This is a genomic window from Natronomonas pharaonis DSM 2160, assembly GCF_000026045.1.
GTDB classification, from domain to species: domain Archaea; phylum Halobacteriota; class Halobacteria; order Halobacteriales; family Haloarculaceae; genus Natronomonas; species Natronomonas pharaonis.
Genome location: NC_007426.1, coordinates 1,041,420 through 1,057,835, shown reverse-complemented (window position 1 = coordinate 1,057,835; position 16,416 = coordinate 1,041,420). Strand labels below are relative to the sequence as shown.

Here is a 16,416-nt window from a genome sequence, read left to right as displayed (position 1 = left end):
GGGCCTGTCGATGCCCGACCGCCGTTAGCGTTCCTCGTCGGCGTCGGGCGAGGAACCGCCGTCAGCGGCTGCCGAGTCGTCATCGGCGGCGGGAGCCGCATCGCCCGCGGCCGAAGCATCGTCACCGGCATCGACCGCCGGGTCGGCTTCGGTATCGTCGTCCGGTCCGGCATCGTCCCCAGTGGTGGAGGCGGCCGTTTCTACCGCCGCCGTCCCGACGCCAGTGTCGAACTCGTCGGCCAACGAACGGAGTCCGGCAGCGTCGGAGGAAACGGCTCGGAGTTCGTCGCTTACCTCCGAGACAATTGCCGTTTGCTCTTCGGCTGCCGAGGCGACGTCGGTCGCGTCGTCCGTCGTCTCCGAACAGATGTCCTCGACGCGCTCCATGTCGGTCACGACATCCTCGGTCGTGCGGGCCTGTTCGTCGGTCGCCTGATTAATCGACTGCATCCCCTCGTCGGCTTCCTCGACGAGTTCGACGATTGTTTCCAGCGACGCAACGGCCTCTTCGATGGTCTCGGTTCCGCTGTCGACGCGGTCGCCAGTCTCGTACAGCAGGTCGACGGTGGTCTCGGTGGTTTCCTCGACGGACTCGATGCGGTCTGCGATTTCGGCGGTGGATTCGGCGGTCTTTTCGGCCAGCGACTTCACTTCGTCGGCGACGACGGCGAAGCCCTCGCTGTCGCCGTCGGCGTTGGCCGCTTCGATAGAGGCGTTCAGCGCGAGGATGTTCGTCTCTTGGGCGATGTCGTCGATAACCTCGATGATGTCGTCGATTTCGGCTATCTGGGCTTCGAGCGATTCGACCTGCTCGATTCCCTCTTCCATCGTCGTCTCGATTTCCTCGATGGCGTCTAGCGCCTCCGCGGCCTGCTTTCTGCCGTCGGCCCCGCGTTCGGCGGTCTGCTGTGAGGTTTCGGCGACGTTGTCGGCGGAAGCGGCGATTTCCTCGACCGTCGCCGACAGGTCGGAAAGCTCGTCGGATGCGTTACGAACGCGTGTTAGCTGTTCGTCGGTGCCGGCCGAAATCGACTGGACGGACGCGCTTACGTCCTCGCTTGCCTCCTCGACATCCTCGATGCCGACGGCGACTTCCTCGATAGTCGCCTCCAGTTCGTCGGCGAACCGCTGGACCTGTCGAACGATTTCGCGGATGTCGGTCATCATCGCGTTGTACGTCTCGCCGATTTCTTGCATGGCCTCGCTTTCGCTTTCCGGGTCCATCTCACGGGTCAAATCGCCCGCTGCGGCTGCCTCCATCGTCTCTGTGTACTCGCGGGCCTTCGTTTCGAGATGCTCGTTGAGCTGTGTCGCCTCCCGCTGTGCGGCCTCGGCTTCGGCCTGTGCGTCTTCGACCTCGGAGAGCCGGGTCCGAAGCGAGCCACGCATCGAATCGAAGGCGCCGTACAGCTCGCCGAACTCGTCGGTCCGGCCGGTCCGGATGTCGACGTCGAGGTCACCGGCTTCGAGCCGCTCTGCTTTGCCGGTCAGGTCCCGGAGCGTGCCGGTGATGTCACGGCCGACCCCGACGCTGAAGACGACGAGACCGACAGCGAAGATGCCGATGAGAACGGAGAGATATGTGATGACACTGGAGTGGAGTCCGTAGACAGCCGCCCGGGGCGCAGAGGCAACGATCACCCAGTCAGTCCCGTCGACAGCCGCCATGGCGACGACGGTGTCGTCGTCCTCGAAGCTTCTGGTGATACCGATGAGGCTCCGCTCCAGATGCTCATCGTCCGGTTCGAGTTCGTAAATCCGGTCTTCATCGACGTAGAACTCGGCCACCCCGCGGGAGTCGGTGGCCTGAATGTGAATATCCTCGTTTCGGTCTTGGAAGGTCTCGGCCCGCACGTCGGCGTTGACTTCGAGCGCGAGAACAGTATTAGAGCCGAGCCCAGTTTCCTCGTCCGCCCCGAGGGGGCTAACGAACGCGATGTACTCGGTGTCGCCGACCTCGTAATCTTCGGACATCGTTGCCTCGGAGGGCGCAAGCGCAGTCGGATGTTGCCCTTCGACCCACCACTCCGGAATCCGTTCGGAGACAGCCTGTCCTTCAGCGTTGGGGTCAGTACTATCGGTTATCTCATCGGCGTCGAGGTCGAGAACGTGGACCGACTCGACGTCGGCTGGCGTCCGGTCGAGCGCCGTCAGAAGCGCTTCATTGCCGGCCGGACCCTCTGTTCCGAAGTCGTCGTTTGCCGAGAGTACCCGTGCCGACGATGAACGCTCTTCGAACCACGCCTCCATCTTGTCGGCTTCGAGCATCGCTATCGTCTCCATCTCGTCGTGGATGTCGTCTTCGAGGTCGTCAGCGACAGCCTGCTGGATAACGATACCAGCACCGAGGGTCACTGCGAGCACGAGGACGACAGCGACGGCGAATTTGAGCAGATAGCTCTGCCGTATTCTGTCGGGGACGATTCTGGCTGCCGCACTCCGGACGCTCATGGATGGTGCTCGTACTGTCATAAAAAGTAGCCCCGGTGCGTTTTGCGTCTCGAAACCACCGTCGAATGTCATGAAGCGACGGATACACCGGTGGCTGTCCGAATACCCCCATCGCCTTCGTTATACGACTCCTTAGCAGCTAAAACGTCTTTTAAGACGACAAGAGCGTTTTTCTCTCGGGTACGTCGCTGTATGACGAGCAGTGAGTCCGGACTAGTATTGATATGTGTCGCAGGAAACGTTCTGATATGAGCGTAGCGTCAGCGCGTCGTTGCCGCGGAGACGGCAGGCGGGTCGGTCGGCCGCCAGCCGGTGATGAGTCGTTGTGTCGGCCGGGGAGTGCGCCACTGAAACAATGAGCAACAACGGGATTGCAGCCGTCGTCGTCGATGACTCGCAGTTCATGCGGACCGTCATCAGCGATATGCTTGACGACGCCGGCATCACTGTCGTCGCGACAGCCTCCAACGGCGAAAGCGGTGTCGAAGCGGTCCGAACCCACGAGCCGGACGTGGTGACGATGGACCTGAAGATGCCGGGGATGGATGGCATCGAGGCGACCGGCCGGATAATGGACGAGTGTCCGACACCGGTGCTTGTCCTTTCGGCACACGCCGACGACGGTGCGGAGCTAACCTTCGAGGCGATGGATGAAGGTGCCGTCGATTTCTTCAAAAAGCCCAGCGGCGAAGTCTCGGTCGGCATTAAACAACAGCAGGATGAACTTGTCGAAAAAGTTCGCTCCGTCGCTGGTGCCGACGTTTCGGCGACTGAGGCTGCTGCGGAACGGACGACATCGACGGCCACATCGACCACTACGAGCCGGTCGGCGTCGGAGTACGTCGACAAGCCGACGCTCGTTATCGGCTCGTCGACCGGTGGACCGACGGTCGTCGAACAGCTGCTCAGCGAGCTGCCGCTGGATGCCGACCTGCGAATACTGGTCGTCCAGCACATGCCGGACGGGTTTACCGGTCGGTTCGCAAAGCGGCTGGACGGAGCCAGCGAATACAGCGTCAGCGAGGCGACTGGCGGCGAGCGTATCGGCGGCGGCGAGGCCCTCGTCGCACAGGGTGGCTACCACCTCGAAGTGTCAGGCTACGGCGGCGGCCGGCTCCGGGTGACACTCACCGAAGACGAGCCGGTCAACAACGTCCGACCGGCCGTCGACGTGACGCTGCAGACGGCCGCCGAGCAGGTCGACGGCCCGCTAACGGCAGCTATTCTGACGGGGATGGGAGCAGACGGTGCCGACGGTGTCGAATCCGTCAGCGCCGCCGGCGGCAGCGTCGTCGCACAGGACGAGGAAACATCAGCGGTGTTCGGTATGCCACAGCGAGCCATCGAGACGGGCGTCGTCGACGACGTCCGCCCGCGAAACGAACTCGCTGACGGCGTGCTCGACACCATCATGAGGGAGTGATACCGATGAACGAAGACCACATGCATGCGTTCGTCTCCGAGTGTAGAGAGAGCATAACCGACCTCAACAATGCGCTGCTCGCGCTTGAGGACGATCCGACAGACAACGAGGCTATCGAATCAGTGTTCCGGACCGCCCACACGCTGAAGGGGAACTTCGGCGCGATGGGCTTTTCGAACGCTAGCGAACTCGCCCACGTACTCGAAGACCTCCTCGACGAGATACGGGACGGGGAAATCGACGTAACGCCCGAAATTATGGACGCCGCCTTCGATGGCGTCGACCGGATAGAAACCATCGTCGACGAAATCGAGGCCGACGGTGACTCACAGACCAACCCCAACGAGACCATCGAGCGGCTTCGGGCCGCAATCGAAGAGGGGATGGGCGAAGCAGCCGCAGCGCCACAGGACGGCTCGGACGAAGCCACAGCCGACGAGGCGGACGAAGACGGCGAAGACACCGAGAGCGCGGACGAAAGCGACGACGTGACCTTCGCCCACGCCGACGAGGAGCCGGAGTTCGAGGACGCCGACTCGATTGCCTACGCCCGCGTCGAACTTGACCCGGACGGCATGCTCGGTGTCGATTCGATGCTCGCGTTGGAACCGCTCGCCGACGGGTTCGAGCGGCTTGAAACCGCGCCGAGCCGGGACGAAATCGAGGAGGGCGACTACGATGGGACCTTCGACGCCTTCGTCGCCGACGTATCGACCGACGACATCGAGTCGACGCTGGCAGACATCGGGGCCGTCGAAGACTTCGAGACGGCAGCCATCGCCGGCGCTGATGGGGCTGAAGGAGCCGATGCCGCCGAGGCGACCGAAGAAAGCGTCGACGAGGCGGCTGAGGCCCCGGCTGACGAGTCGGCGGCCGAGAACGGGGCTGCTGAAGCGGACGCAGCCGACGACGAGCCGACAGAAGACATAGAGCAGCCGGACGAAGCGGTAGCCGACGACACCGAAAGCGACGAGGAGCCAGCAGCTGAAGACGACACCGAAGCCGATGCGGACCAAAGCAGCGACGACAGCAGCTCCGGTTCCAGTGGGAGTTCGTCGTCGACGAGCTCCGGCGGGAGCGACATCTCCTCGGTGCGGGTCGATGTCGACCGGCTGGACGAGCTCCACGGGCTCGTCGAACAGCTCGTGACCGGCCGCATCACCATCCGTCGGGCCATCGAAAACGAGGACCTGGAGACGGCACAAACCAGTCTCAACGACTTCGACAAGGTCACCTCGAGGCTCCAAAACACCGTCATGGATATGCGGCTCATCCCGCTTCGGCGAGTCGTCAGCAACCTGCCGCGGGTCGTCCGTGACGTCGCCCGGAGTCAGGGCAAGGAGATTTCCTTCGAGATGCACGGCCAAGACATCGAGCTAGACCGCTCGATTCTGACTGAAATCGAAGACCCACTCATCCATATCCTCAGAAACGCTGTCGACCACGGTGTCGAGGCCCCCGACAAGCGAGAGGAAGCAGGTAAACCGCGCGAGGGGAAAGTCGAGCTCCGTGCGTCCAGACAGCGCGACCACGTGACCATCATCGTCGAGGACGACGGCGGCGGCATCGACCCGGACATCATGCGGAACAAGGCTGTCAATGAGGGCATTCTCACGGAATCCGAGGCCGAGGAGCTCTCCGACAGTGACGCCTACGACCTCATCTTCCATCCGGGCTTTTCGACGGCGGACGAAGTGACAGACGTCAGTGGCCGCGGTGTCGGAATGGACGTTGTCAACAGCACTGTCGAGCAACTTGATGGCAGCGTCAACGTCGAAAGCGAGCTCGGCGAAGGGACGAAAGTCGAACTCCGGCTGCCGGTCTCTGTCGCCATCGTCAACGTCCTCTTCGTTAACGTGGGCGAGCAGGTCTACGGCATCCCCATCAAGAACATCGACGAGCTGACACGGGCCTCCGACACCGAGACGGTCAACGGCGAGCCGGTCGTCAGACACGACGACGAAGTGTACCCGGTTATCGACCTCGATTCGGCGTTGGAAATCGACCCCGACGCCGCCGCGGTCGACGGCGAATCCGCTGTCGCTGCCGACGGCGGCGAGCTGGGTGACATGGCTCGCCGGAGCGACGAAGAGGGAATGCTGGTCCGAATCAGAGAATCCGTCCGTCCGGTCGCACTACGGTGTGATTCCTTTAGCGACCAGGAGGAAGTCGTCGTCAAGCCGCTGGAAGGGTCGCTGAGCGGTATCCCCGGTCTCAGCGGGACTGCCATTCTCGGCGACGGAAACATCGTCCCAATTCTCGACGTGGTGAGTCTGGAGGAATGAAAGGCACGGACACGGACACCGGGTTCGAGGCGGTCGTGAGATACGTCGCTGACAATATGGCCTTCGAGCCTGACTCCTACAACGAGTCGTATCTCGACCGCCGAATCTCTGCCAGAATGCGCCGGACCGACTGTGACGACTACGAGGGCTACCTCGACATCCTCGCAGACAGCGAGGACGAACAGGAGGCACTGCTCGATGCACTGAGCATCAACGTCACGAGCTTCTTCCGCAACCCGCCGGTCTGGGAGCGGCTCCGGGACGTACTCGCGATGCTGACCGAGGAACACCGAACGGTCAACTGCTGGAGTGCTCCCTGCGCAGACGGCCGGGAACCGTACTCGATAGCGATGTTGGCTCGCGATGACCCCAACATCAGGGAGCGTGCCGTCGAAATTACGGCGACGGACATCGACGCCGAAGCGCTGGCTGAGGCACGAGAGGGCGTCTACGAGTCGACGCGAACGACCGATATCGGCAGCCAACTGGAACCGCTATCCGACCCCGAAGCCCACGTCGAGATTACCGACGACGGGACCTCGTTTGCGGTCAAAGACGACGTAAAGCGGATGGTCACCTTCGAGAAACACGACCTTATCAGCGGCCGCCCCAAGAGCGGCCACGACCTCGTCCTCTGCCGCAACCTCCTGATTTACATCGACAAGTCGTACAAGGAACCGATATTCGAGACGCTCACCGACGCACTGCGTGAAGGCGGGTTTTTAACTATCGGCAAGTCCGAGACACTACCACGGTCGTTCCGCGACGCTTACGACCCCTACGACCGGGGGAAACACATCTACCGGAGGAAATAACATGTCGCTGTATCAGCTCGAACGGGAACGCGACCTCGAGGACCTCGTCGAAGTGCTCCAGCACAGCGACAACCCCTCGATTCGCAAGCGAGCCGCCGAGGTCATCGGTGATATCCTCGATACCGGCGATGTCGAGGAGTCAGACCTCGTACTCGAATCCGACGAGACCGACGACCTCGGTCTCGAAGCACTCGAAGCCGAAGCCGACCGCGAGACGGTTATCGACGTACTGGTTCGGGCTGTCAAGGACGACGAAAACGAAGGCGTCCGCGCGGCCGCCGTCGACGCGCTTGACAAGCACAGCCAAGAGGCCCTCGAACGGGTTGTTGCTGAGCTCTCCGGTAAGGACCTCGATGCGGCCGCCGACTGGGTCGCCGCAAAGACCTTTGCGGACGTGCTTGAGGCCGACCAGCCGGAGCTACGGATGGCAGCGGCGACCGGACTCGGCCGCGTCGGCGACCCGAGCGTGACGGCGTCGCTTGTCGACCGGCTCAGCGACGAGGACCCCCGCGTCCGGGCACGGTCGGCTGTCGCCTGCGGTCGTATCGAAGACCCGCGGGCCGTCGGTCCCCTCGAAGAGTTGATAACGAGCGACTCGAACATCGATGTCCGACAAGCAGTCGCCAGAGCGCTCGGGGACATCGGCACAGAGGGGGCACTATCGGTGCTGCTCGATGCGGCCGGAGACCCCAGCGGCTCCGTCAGGCGCGTCGTCGCCGACTCGCTTGGCCAGTTCGGCAGCGTCGAACCGGTCGATACGCTCGTCGGGTTCCTCGATGACGAACACGAGATGGTCCGCCGGACGGCGATGTTCTCGCTCGTGGAAATCCTCTCGAACGCCCCACCGCAGCAGAGCCACGAGGTCAGACAGGCCGCCGCCGACCGGCTCGAATCAGCGACGGCCGACGAAGTCATCCCGCCGCTGACAGAGATTCTGACCGAAAGCTCCGGGTCACCGCAGCGCCGCAACGCGGCGTGGCTACTTGGACGCGTCGTCGGCCACCAACACCGGGAGATGGCCCGTGAGGCGCTCATCGAGGCCCTCGGCGACGACGACGGGATGACAGCCCAGTTTGCTGCGACCAGTCTCACACAGCTTGATGACCCGGGACTAGAGCGAGAGCTGCTGGAGCTCGCCCGCGACGAGACTGGAGACGAGGACGCGCGCTCGAAGGCGCTTTTCGTTCTCGGAAAGGTGGGCGGCGACCGGGCTCGTGATGAACTCGGTGAGTTCGTCGACCGGACCGAGAGTGACGAACTCCGCGAACAGGCCTTCTCGGCGCTGTCGAAACTTGGAGGCATCGGCGCAGGTGGTATCTAATGAGCAAATCGGAGCGCAAACTACTGGACACGACGGGCCGGTTTACACAGGTCGTCCGTGACGGCACGAAACTCAACGACATCTCGTGGACTGACGGGCGCATCCTGCTTTCCAATCGGCGGCTCGTCCTCGCGGGCACCGACGGTAAACAGACTATCAAGCTCACGAACGTCGACAAAATCGAGGGCCGGTACGACGTCAACCGGACCATAGCGCAGGTTACCGACTACGTGAGTATCCGCGTTGGGACGGACGTCTTCCTCGTCTCGACGAAGGAGTCGGAGAGCTTCGAGCGGACGCTCCACAAGACCATTCTGGACGGCGAAATCGTCCTCATCAAACACCCAGCCATCGAGGGCGGCGTGGTGCAGGACGTCAGCTGGCGGAAGGCCCGCATCAAAGTCGACGAGGACGCAGTCAACCTCGCCGTCGAGGACGGCTCGTTCGTCCAGATAGAAATCGACGACGTGGGGACCGTCGAGCGGAACGAGCGGCAGGTCAAATCGAAGGAACGGCCCGTTTTGGAGGCCGAGCACACGGAAGATGAAACGAGCGTCGAAACGTACCTTTCGGGGAATCGAAAACACTGCTCGGTCGTCGAGTCGGTGCTGAAGCGCGGTGCCGAACAGAACGCGTCCTCCATCGACCTCAGCAAGGACGAGGAAGAGGTTCTGATGGCGCTGTACTCCGGAGTCTCGCCGTTCGAGGTACCGGAGTTTCTCGACATGGACCCCGATGCTGTCGAAGAAATCTACGAGCGGCTCATTGACCTCGATGTCCTCCAAGAGGTCCGTATTCGTCGCGAGGTTGCGCTGAAGCCCCGTGGTCGGAACATCGCCAGCGAATCGATGAACAGCCAGTAGGCGGACTCTTCTCAGGTCGGTCTGATGTCGCTGGCTAGCCACATGATTGCGCTGAATCCGGCGAGCAACAGCCCAAGCCCCATCACACCGGCGATGAGGTACACGTCACCTTGTGTCAACGTCGGCAGGTCGGTCACGGCCCGCGAGTCGGCCATCGCGTGTAACAGCGCTATCGGGGCGGCTAACACCAGCGCGAACCCGACGACGAAACCAGCTGCCGCAAAGAGGCGTATCATCGCTGTGTCGTGTATCGGTATCTTGAGTATACCCGGAGGAGATACAAAACCCTACTGGTAAGATTGATTTTTTGATTATCGTTCCGTTATCAAGTAAACAGGAGGAAACTGAGCTATTGTTTTTGCGAACAACGGCCATACGTGAGGGGCAACGGTAGGCCGAACGCTTGTGCCGGCTGCTCAGATGTTGACATCTTCGAGCCGCTGGCTGACAACGACCTGTCCGTGTGAGGTAAGCGAGAGCCCGGTCGGTTCTTCCTCGATGAGCCCCTTCTCGCGCAGCGAGTTGACGACGTTTGTCGCCTGTGCGGCGCTGCCGTCGAGGACGTTCTTGAAGTCAATGTCGCCGCCGGTCGCATAGATAGTAACGAGGACACGCTTTTCGGACTCGCTGAGGTCTATCTGCCCCACTTCGTTGAGCAGCTCGCTGTACTCGATACGGAAGTAGCGCCCGAGCAGATTGAGCTTCCGAGAGGAGGCCGGCGACACGAGCGATGTCGCAACCTGTCCGTCGTCGGCGTGTTTGACGACAAGTGTCGGTCGGCTTTCGCCATCGGGTGCCCGTTCGGTCCGTTCGAAGTCGATGACGTTGGTGATATCGATAGTGAAGTTGTCCCCGGATGTCTTGAACCGGACCTGCTTGGACTCGATGGAGATTTTTGCCTTTCTGACGGGGGAGTCGGTCACTCGGCCACCGAGTTGAGCCGGATGTTTGACCAGCGCCTTCGTGCCGTTGAGTAGACACTTGAAAAGCACCGTCTGGAACTTCGACATCGTGCTGTCGTCGCCCTCGATGAGAACTGTTTCGACAGTTCCCTCGTCGGTCTTGTATCCAACCGTCACCGTTGCATCGAAGAGGTCACGGAGGTTCGGCGGAACGTTCCCGACGACGACATCGACGACTCGAGACAACGGCACGGTAATCCGTTCGTCGCCGTCGCCGGCGACGACGAGCCGTTTTTTGCTCATCACCGCCCGGCAAGACTGCGGCTCGCCCTGTACCCCGCCTTCGGGGTTGCGGGCGAACCGGCCGACGAAGTCAGCAACGGCCTCTTCTTTCATAGGTCTATGTCCAGTAGCATGCTAATCAGCGATTCGGTTGCGAAAGCGGTCATACAGCCAACCCACACGAGCGCGACGAAGTGTAGGAAGGCGTTGCCGTAGTGGCCCCCGTCAGCAACCCGTATCGTCAGTGCTGACATAACGGCATTGAACAGAATAACGAGCAACAGCAGGTAGCGGAGCAGCGGCACGTTGTACATCTCGGTGTGGAGCAACTGGCCGAAGTCGAACTGGGCGGTCCCCATCTCGAGGTCGAAGCCGGCCATAATGATGGCGATTTCAAGCCCAGTAAAGAAGGCGAAGGCGGACGCCGCCGAGATACCGTACAGTAGTCCGATGAGCGTCACAGTTACTTGCCGCCGCTGTTCGCGGAGCTGGCAGAGCTCGTTCATGTTCTCGCTTATCAGCTCGCCGAGCATCTTCGGGTTCCCACCCATCGAGCGGCCGATGAGGTACATCTCGCTGAATTTCTGGATAATATAGGAGTTAGTGTCCTCGGCGAAGTATCGCCACGCCCGCTCGGTGTTGATCCGCATGTTCAGCCGCCGATAGAGGTCGTCGACGTTCGGCGTCAACGCGCCGAAGTCCTTCTTTCGGAGCGTCTTCAGCACCGTCGAGGTCGTCGACTGCTTTGCGCTCTCGCTGGCCCCGAGTGCCCGAATGAAACTCGGGAACTCCTCGTCGCGCTCGATAATCGCTTTCTCCTGTCGGCGGAAGACGATGGCGGGTATCAGAAACGGCAGCGTCGGTATCGCGAGGTACAACGGCGTGGGTATCGAGGCCATGGGCACGAGCGAATCGAACGGTGCCACGCCGAACGAACTGGCCGTCATCACGAGCACGATGAGCAAAAAGAGTACGACGGCTAGGACTGAGCTGCCGACGAGCTTCTGTTTCGAGCGAGTCCGGTAGCCTTCCTCAATGTACCACAGCGGGTCGTGCGGGACGAGCGCACGGATAACGAGGAAGAACCCGACCTGTACGAAGACGAACATCGCGATGACGGCTGCGACCGTCCACGTCGGGTTCGTTGCCGTCAGAATCGGCAGGACGACGGCAAAAACCAGCGCAAACGTCATCGAGAGCACCATCGACAGATAGAGGTCCTTCATCACGTCGAGGTTCTCCAGCGACTGCTGGTAGATGGTCTTGTAGTTTTCTATCATCACGCCCTGTTCCTCGAAGAGGAAATCGGACATTTCCTGGCCGGCTCCGAGGGTGTATGCCAGCCGGTCGAACAGATCAGTCAGCGAGTCGCTGGGGACCTCTTTTGCCCGTCGCCGGAGCGCGTCGTCGAGGCTCTGATTCCACGTATCGACGAGCTGGACGATGCGGCGCATCTCGACTGTCAGCTCTCCGTATTCTTCTTCCTTCGAGAGCTTCCGGAACACCTCCATCCGGTCGATGTTCGTCGTCGAAAGCACCGTCATATGCGTCACGAGCAGGTGGAACCGGTTTTCCATCTCGATGCGGCGCTGGTCCATCGCGAGTTTCGGGTAGGCGACGCCAGCACCGAGCAGGACCGCCCCGAGGAGGGGAAACAGCAGCCGCACCAGCAGTATCGTCTGCCAGACCAACGCCAGCACGATGCTGCCGAGAAAAAGCACCGTCGTCGGCAACAGCACCGCCAAGACGTAGGTCTTGGCGTCCATCTCCATCCTGTCGTACGCATCGAGGATGGAGCCGACGAGGTCGGTCAGTTGGGCGCTGCGCTCGGCGACGCCCATTGGCTAGTCCCTCCGGGCGACGGTGAACGGAAGCCCTTCGATGCCGTCCCGCTGGAAGGAAGCGATTGCCTCGTTGACCTCGTGATAGCCGAGAATATCCTCCTGTATCATCCGCTCGATAATGTCGGCACGGTACTGGAGGTCGTTGTATATCTGCCTCGTGTCTGCGTAGCCGAGAAGCTCCGCAATCTGGTCTTCAAGCACGTAGGAGTTGTTTCGGCCCTGGAAGACGATTTCGTCCTCGACGGGGTCCCAGTAGAACACCTGTCGGGTGACTACACCTTCCATCTCCTTCGAGTAGCCCTCGATTTCTTGGACGCTTGTGACCCGGCGAAGCACGTCGTCGCCCTGCTTGACGCGGTTCTGGAACAGCGCCACGTCGGCGTTGTCCATGAACGTCTCGGGGACGTTGATGGGTTCGCCCGTAAAGCGCTGAATCATCGAGACGATGTCGGACGCGTGGAACGTCAACATCACCGGGTGGCCGGTCTGGGCCGCCTGGAAGGCCATCCGACCCTCCTCACCACGGACCTCACCCACAATGATGTACTCCGGGCGGGACCGCAGTGCTGCCTCGACGAGATTGAACATGTCGACGTCTTCGGTGTCCTCGCCGCCGCCCTCGCGGGTCAGGAGCTGTTGCCACGTGTCGTGAGGCGGGAGCACCTCGGCGGTGTCCTCGGCACTGTATATCTTCGAGTCCCGAGGGATGAACGACATAATGCTGTTTAGCGTCGTCGTCTTGCCGGATGCGGTCTCTCCGACAACGAAGACGGTCTGTTCGTTCTCCAGACAGAGCCACAGGTAGGCGGCCAGCTCCGGCGACAGCGTACCCCAGTTGGTAATCTGATTGACCGAGAGCGGCACTTCGTCACCCTGTCGAATGGTGAGGCTGGGACCCTTCAGGCTCACGTCGTCGCTGTAGATAACGTTCAGACGGGAGCCGTCCGGCAGCGTCGAGTCGACGATGGGGTCGGAGTCGCTAAGCGGGTCGCCGATGCGCTCGCCCATGTTCCGCAGCCAGTTGTCGAACTCCTCGTCGGTCCCGAAGTCGACAGTCGTCTTCAACATCCCGAAGACACCGTGGTCGACGTAGCACTCGTCGGGGCCGATGACGTGAATGTCCTCGTTGGCCGGGTCGCGCATGACCGGTTCCAGCGGCCCGAGGCCGACGATATCGCGGTTGAGCCGGTATCGAATGTCCTCGAAGGTCTCTTGGGTTATCTCCTTCGTGTTGGGGTCGAGTTTGAATTTGATGTTCTCAAGGATGCTGTCCGGCTCTTCGCCGGTAATGCGGGTCGCCTCCGAGAGCAGCTCCTCGATTCGGTCGCCGTACTCGGCTTCGCTTTCCGGGGCTTGCTTTGTGACGCTCCGCCTGAGGAGTTCATCCTTTATTTGTTCGAAGACATGCTGTTCTTCGCCGGTGAGTGTCGGCTCGATGGCGTAGTATTTCGTGTCACGGCCGACGTCACCGTAGATGTGACAGTAAATCGGGCCGCCAACCGGGTAGAGAATGTTGGGGCGTTTTGACTCGTACTCGCTGTCGGCTTCTTCGACAAACAGCGGGAACTCGCCGGTAATCTGCTTGAACTTCTTGAGATGCTCGCGAAGGTGCGGCCGACGTGACGCTGCCTCCCGAAGCTCGTCTGACGGCTTGACGGTTCCCTGTTCTGTCATCGTTTATGCGATACTGCGGCTCTCGATGACGATTCCAGTTCCCGACCGGACGGAGAATCCGATGGTGTCACCGACCTGTTCGCCCATCCCGGCGAATCGCTTGACGGATATCTGCCGCCGGACGTCGTTGCCGACCTCTATCATTTCGAGTTCGAGGAACACGTCGGCGATGGCTCGGAACGGCCCGATGGCGTCGCCGTCGACCGTCGACGGGTCGACAGTGAGAACGATTACCTTCCCTTCCGAAATCATGTCACGGAAGAAGGAGATAATCTCGAGGGCCGCCTGTCGCTCCTCGTTTTGCCGAATGAGCGCCTCGAAGGTCGGGTCGTTTCGCAGTACGGCGTCGAAGGTATCGATGATGATGACATCCGCGGTCCACATCGTCTCTGCCTCCATCAACCGGGTCAGCAGGTCCATTCGCGATTCCTCGTCGTCGCTGCCCCCGGAGAGGACCCCGCCAGTGTCGATATCGGCATGGAGGAACAGCAGCCGCTCATCGAGGACGTGGTCGACGACGTCGTAGGAGAGTGAATTCATCTGGTCGAGGAAGCCACTGACTGTCAGTTCCGTCGACAGGAAAGTGACCGTCGTCCCCTCCTCGCAGAAGCCGTAGGCCATCCGCTGGGAGAGGGCGCTCTTGCCGGCCCCGTAGTCACCCTCCGCGAGGACGATGCTTCCCTTCGGGATGCCGCCCCCGAGTTCCTTGTTGAGCCGGTCGTGGTCGTCGAGTCCGAGTGAATGAAGGTTGCGTGTCTTCTGCATGATTAGTTCCGGTTGTGGCCGCCGTTGAAGCCGCTATCTGGTTCGCCGCCTCCTGCGTCACGACGGCGGGGGCTCCGCAGCCGCGGGGGTCGTCGGTCGGCCACCGAAGCGTCCCCGAGTGGCCCACCCGAGCGCCGGCCGCCGTCTGATTCGACGGTGTGCCGCTCCTCCCGCTCTCGTCGCCGGCCCTGTCTGCCGGACCGACGGCCGTTTCGGGTGGCGAGGTCATCTCTACCGTCGTTCCGCTCGTTGAATGCGACCATTTCCATATCGGGATTGGCGATTCTGCTGATGTACTGCAGACTGGTGTTGTGGTGGGCGACAGTCAGCGACGACCGCGGTGCGGGGTCATCCGCGACATCGTCGCCGAAGCCCTGCAGGAACGTCTGGAGGTCGTCGGCAGCCTCGGCATCGAGCCAGTCGATAGCGCCGTAATAGGAGAGCGTCCGTGCCGCGCCATCGACGCCGGCCTCATCGACGAGGAACTCCAGCCAGTCCATGACAACCACGTCAGCGACATATCCCGACGGAAGTGTTTCGAGGTACGGCTTGCCGCCCGCAATCGGCGGTTGGCCGTCGGACTCTTCGGAGTCTGTTGTCGAGGCGGCCTCGTCTGCCGAGACGAATCCATCGTCGACACCGTCGTCCATTCCGAACTCGTCTGTGTCGTCCGTTTCTTCGAGATCGCTGTTCAAATCGTCGTCCGCACCCAAGCTGTCGTCTGTCTCCTCCAGTGCATCGTCCGCATCGTCGAAGCCCTCGTCCATCCCGAGGTCATCGCCCTCGTCTTCGTCGCCGCCCTCTCCATCTTCGTCCCAGTCTGCATCGCCGGACTCGTATTCGGCTTTGAGCTCCTCGAAGGACTTGCCGCCGCCGCCGTCGTCTTCATCGAAGTCGTCGTCGTCATCGAAGTCATCATCGCCGAACCCACCGTCGCCGAAGTCGTCGTCATCGTCGTCGTCATCGTCGTCGTCATCGAAGTCGTCGAAGTCGTCGCCGAACCCGTCATCGTCGTCTTCCTCGAAGCCTTCGTCCTCATCGTCGAAGTCATCGAAGTCGTCGAAGTCCTCATCGTCATCGTCGTCGATGTCTTCATCGAAGAACTCGTCGGCGTCTGCGTCAGCGATGTCGTCGTCAACGTCGGCTTCGTCTTCCTCCTCGTCATCGCCGAACAGGCTCATCGAGCCGCCGCCACCGCCACCGCCGCCGAAGGCGTCTCCCATCTCGTTTTCGTCAACGAAGGGGTTGACGCCGCGGGTAACCATTTCGTAGACCTCCAGCAGCTTCCGGATGTTCTCCTCGACGTCTTCGAGAGACTCGCTGATCTGTTCGTTTTCGCTCTTTACCGTGTTGACAGTCGAGGAGAGCGACGCGACCTCGTTTTCGAGTTCGTCGATACGGTTGTCCATCTCGGCGGTTGTCGTCCCACCGTCATCCATATCGCCGAAGCCCATATCGTCGCCGCCGCCCATCAGGTCGTCGTCGCCACCCATCAGGTCATCGTCGCCGCCGCCACCGCCCATCAGGTCGTCGCCGCCGGCCCCCTCGTCCTCGTCGAAGAGCCCGCCGTCCATGTCGTCGTCGCCGCCGGCCTCGTCGGCTGGTTCGTCATCGTCGTCTCCGAGTAGATTGTCAATCATTGTGGATTCCTCGTGTCTGCCGGTTGGTCGCCGGTCGGGTCGGAAAGCAGTGCCCGGCGCCAGCGTCCGCCGGACACAGACCGTCTGCCGTCTTACCCAACGATTGGTCTAGATGCCCTAATTAGGTTTGGGGGATTTCACCGTTCGTGTC

At 61.6% G+C, this 16,416-nt stretch carries 12 protein-coding genes; 5 read left to right on the top strand and 7 right to left on the bottom strand.

Going from position 1 to position 16,416, the window contains the following annotated elements:
* Positions 1–24 precede the first annotated feature (24 nt).
* A complete protein-coding gene (locus NP_RS05375; RefSeq protein ID WP_049939514.1) occupies positions 25–2,451 on the bottom strand; it encodes a methyl-accepting chemotaxis protein in 2,427 nt (808 codons plus the stop codon).
* 355 nt (positions 2,452–2,806) lie between these two features.
* Between NP_RS05375 and cheB the strand changes: the two genes are divergently transcribed.
* Genes cheB through NP_RS05350 form a run of 5 tightly spaced genes read left to right on the top strand, consistent with a single transcriptional unit; the run spans position 2,807 to position 9,158 of the window.
* Entirely contained in the window at positions 2,807–3,874 is a 1,068-nt protein-coding gene (gene cheB, locus NP_RS05370; protein WP_011322806.1) for a chemotaxis-specific protein-glutamate methyltransferase CheB, read from the top strand.
* A 5-nt stretch (positions 3,875–3,879) separates the two neighbouring features.
* Positions 3,880–6,159 carry a chemotaxis protein CheA gene (locus tag NP_RS05365; protein WP_011322805.1) on the top strand — a complete coding sequence of 760 codons (2,280 nt, stop codon included), beginning with the start codon at positions 3,880–3,882 and terminating at the stop codon, positions 6,157–6,159.
* The gene (locus NP_RS05360) at positions 6,156–6,974 is read left to right on the top strand and encodes a CheR family methyltransferase (RefSeq protein ID WP_011322804.1); all 819 of its coding nucleotides are present in this window, start codon (positions 6,156–6,158) and stop codon (positions 6,972–6,974) included. Before NP_RS05365 ends, NP_RS05360 begins: the two co-directional genes overlap by 4 nt.
* A 1-nt stretch (position 6,975) precedes the next feature.
* Entirely contained in the window at positions 6,976–8,295 is a 1,320-nt protein-coding gene (locus NP_RS05355) for a HEAT repeat domain-containing protein (RefSeq protein ID WP_011322803.1), read from the top strand.
* Positions 8,295–9,158, top strand: a complete 864-nt coding sequence (locus NP_RS05350; RefSeq protein ID WP_011322802.1) for a CheF family chemotaxis protein — start codon at positions 8,295–8,297, stop codon at positions 9,156–9,158. The genes NP_RS05355 and NP_RS05350 overlap by 1 nt, the downstream gene beginning before the upstream one ends.
* 11 nt (positions 9,159–9,169) lie before the next feature.
* On the opposite strand, the gene NP_RS05345 is transcribed toward NP_RS05350, so the two are convergent.
* The 6 genes from NP_RS05345 to NP_RS05320 form a co-directional block, all read right to left on the bottom strand.
* Positions 9,170–9,394, bottom strand: coding sequence for a hypothetical protein (locus NP_RS05345; RefSeq protein WP_011322801.1), 225 nt, complete (start codon positions 9,392–9,394; stop codon positions 9,170–9,172).
* Between the two features lie 180 nt (positions 9,395–9,574).
* Positions 9,575–10,456 (bottom strand): CheF family chemotaxis protein, encoded by an 882-nt coding sequence (locus NP_RS05340; RefSeq protein WP_011322800.1) that lies wholly within the window; start codon positions 10,454–10,456, stop codon positions 9,575–9,577.
* Positions 10,453–12,183 (bottom strand): archaellar assembly protein FlaJ, encoded by a 1,731-nt coding sequence (gene flaJ, locus NP_RS05335; RefSeq protein ID WP_011322799.1) that lies wholly within the window; start codon positions 12,181–12,183, stop codon positions 10,453–10,455. The genes NP_RS05340 and flaJ overlap by 4 nt, the downstream gene beginning before the upstream one ends.
* A 3-nt stretch (positions 12,184–12,186) precedes the next feature.
* The gene (locus tag NP_RS05330) at positions 12,187–13,860 is read right to left on the bottom strand and encodes a type II/IV secretion system ATPase subunit (protein WP_011322798.1); all 1,674 of its coding nucleotides are present in this window, start codon (positions 13,858–13,860) and stop codon (positions 12,187–12,189) included.
* Positions 13,861–13,863: 3 nt separating this feature from the next.
* On the bottom strand, positions 13,864–14,625 hold the full coding sequence (locus NP_RS05325) for an ATPase domain-containing protein (RefSeq protein ID WP_011322797.1): 762 nt from the start codon (positions 14,623–14,625) through the stop codon (positions 13,864–13,866).
* Positions 14,626–14,627: 2 nt separating this feature from the next.
* Entirely contained in the window at positions 14,628–16,265 is a 1,638-nt protein-coding gene (locus NP_RS05320; RefSeq protein WP_011322796.1) for a FlaD/FlaE family flagellar protein, read from the bottom strand.
* Between the last annotated feature and the right edge of the window lie 151 nt (positions 16,266–16,416).

What these genes read in the sequence shown, in the direction of transcription:
- NP_RS05365 (WP_011322805.1), top strand. Translation starts at nt 3,880, where the DNA reads ATGAACGAAGACCACATGCATGCGTTCGTCTCCGAGTGTAGAGAGAGC.
- NP_RS05330 (WP_011322798.1), bottom strand. Translation starts at nt 13,860, where the DNA reads ATGACAGAACAGGGAACCGTCAAGCCGTCAGACGAGCTTCGGGAGGCA.
- NP_RS05360 (WP_011322804.1), top strand. Translation starts at nt 6,156, where the DNA reads ATGAAAGGCACGGACACGGACACCGGGTTCGAGGCGGTCGTGAGATAC.
- flaJ (WP_011322799.1), bottom strand. Translation starts at nt 12,183, where the DNA reads ATGGGCGTCGCCGAGCGCAGCGCCCAACTGACCGACCTCGTCGGCTCC.
- NP_RS05345 (WP_011322801.1), bottom strand. Translation starts at nt 9,394, where the DNA reads ATGATACGCCTCTTTGCGGCAGCTGGTTTCGTCGTCGGGTTCGCGCTG.
- NP_RS05350 (WP_011322802.1), top strand. Translation starts at nt 8,295, where the DNA reads ATGAGCAAATCGGAGCGCAAACTACTGGACACGACGGGCCGGTTTACA.
- NP_RS05355 (WP_011322803.1), top strand. Translation starts at nt 6,976, where the DNA reads ATGTCGCTGTATCAGCTCGAACGGGAACGCGACCTCGAGGACCTCGTC.
- NP_RS05325 (WP_011322797.1), bottom strand. Translation starts at nt 14,625, where the DNA reads ATGCAGAAGACACGCAACCTTCATTCACTCGGACTCGACGACCACGAC.
- NP_RS05340 (WP_011322800.1), bottom strand. Translation starts at nt 10,456, where the DNA reads ATGAAAGAAGAGGCCGTTGCTGACTTCGTCGGCCGGTTCGCCCGCAAC.
- NP_RS05375 (WP_049939514.1), bottom strand. Translation starts at nt 2,451, where the DNA reads ATGAGCGTCCGGAGTGCGGCAGCCAGAATCGTCCCCGACAGAATACGG.
- cheB (WP_011322806.1), top strand. Translation starts at nt 2,807, where the DNA reads ATGAGCAACAACGGGATTGCAGCCGTCGTCGTCGATGACTCGCAGTTC.
- NP_RS05320 (WP_011322796.1), bottom strand. Translation starts at nt 16,265, where the DNA reads ATGATTGACAATCTACTCGGAGACGACGATGACGAACCAGCCGACGAG.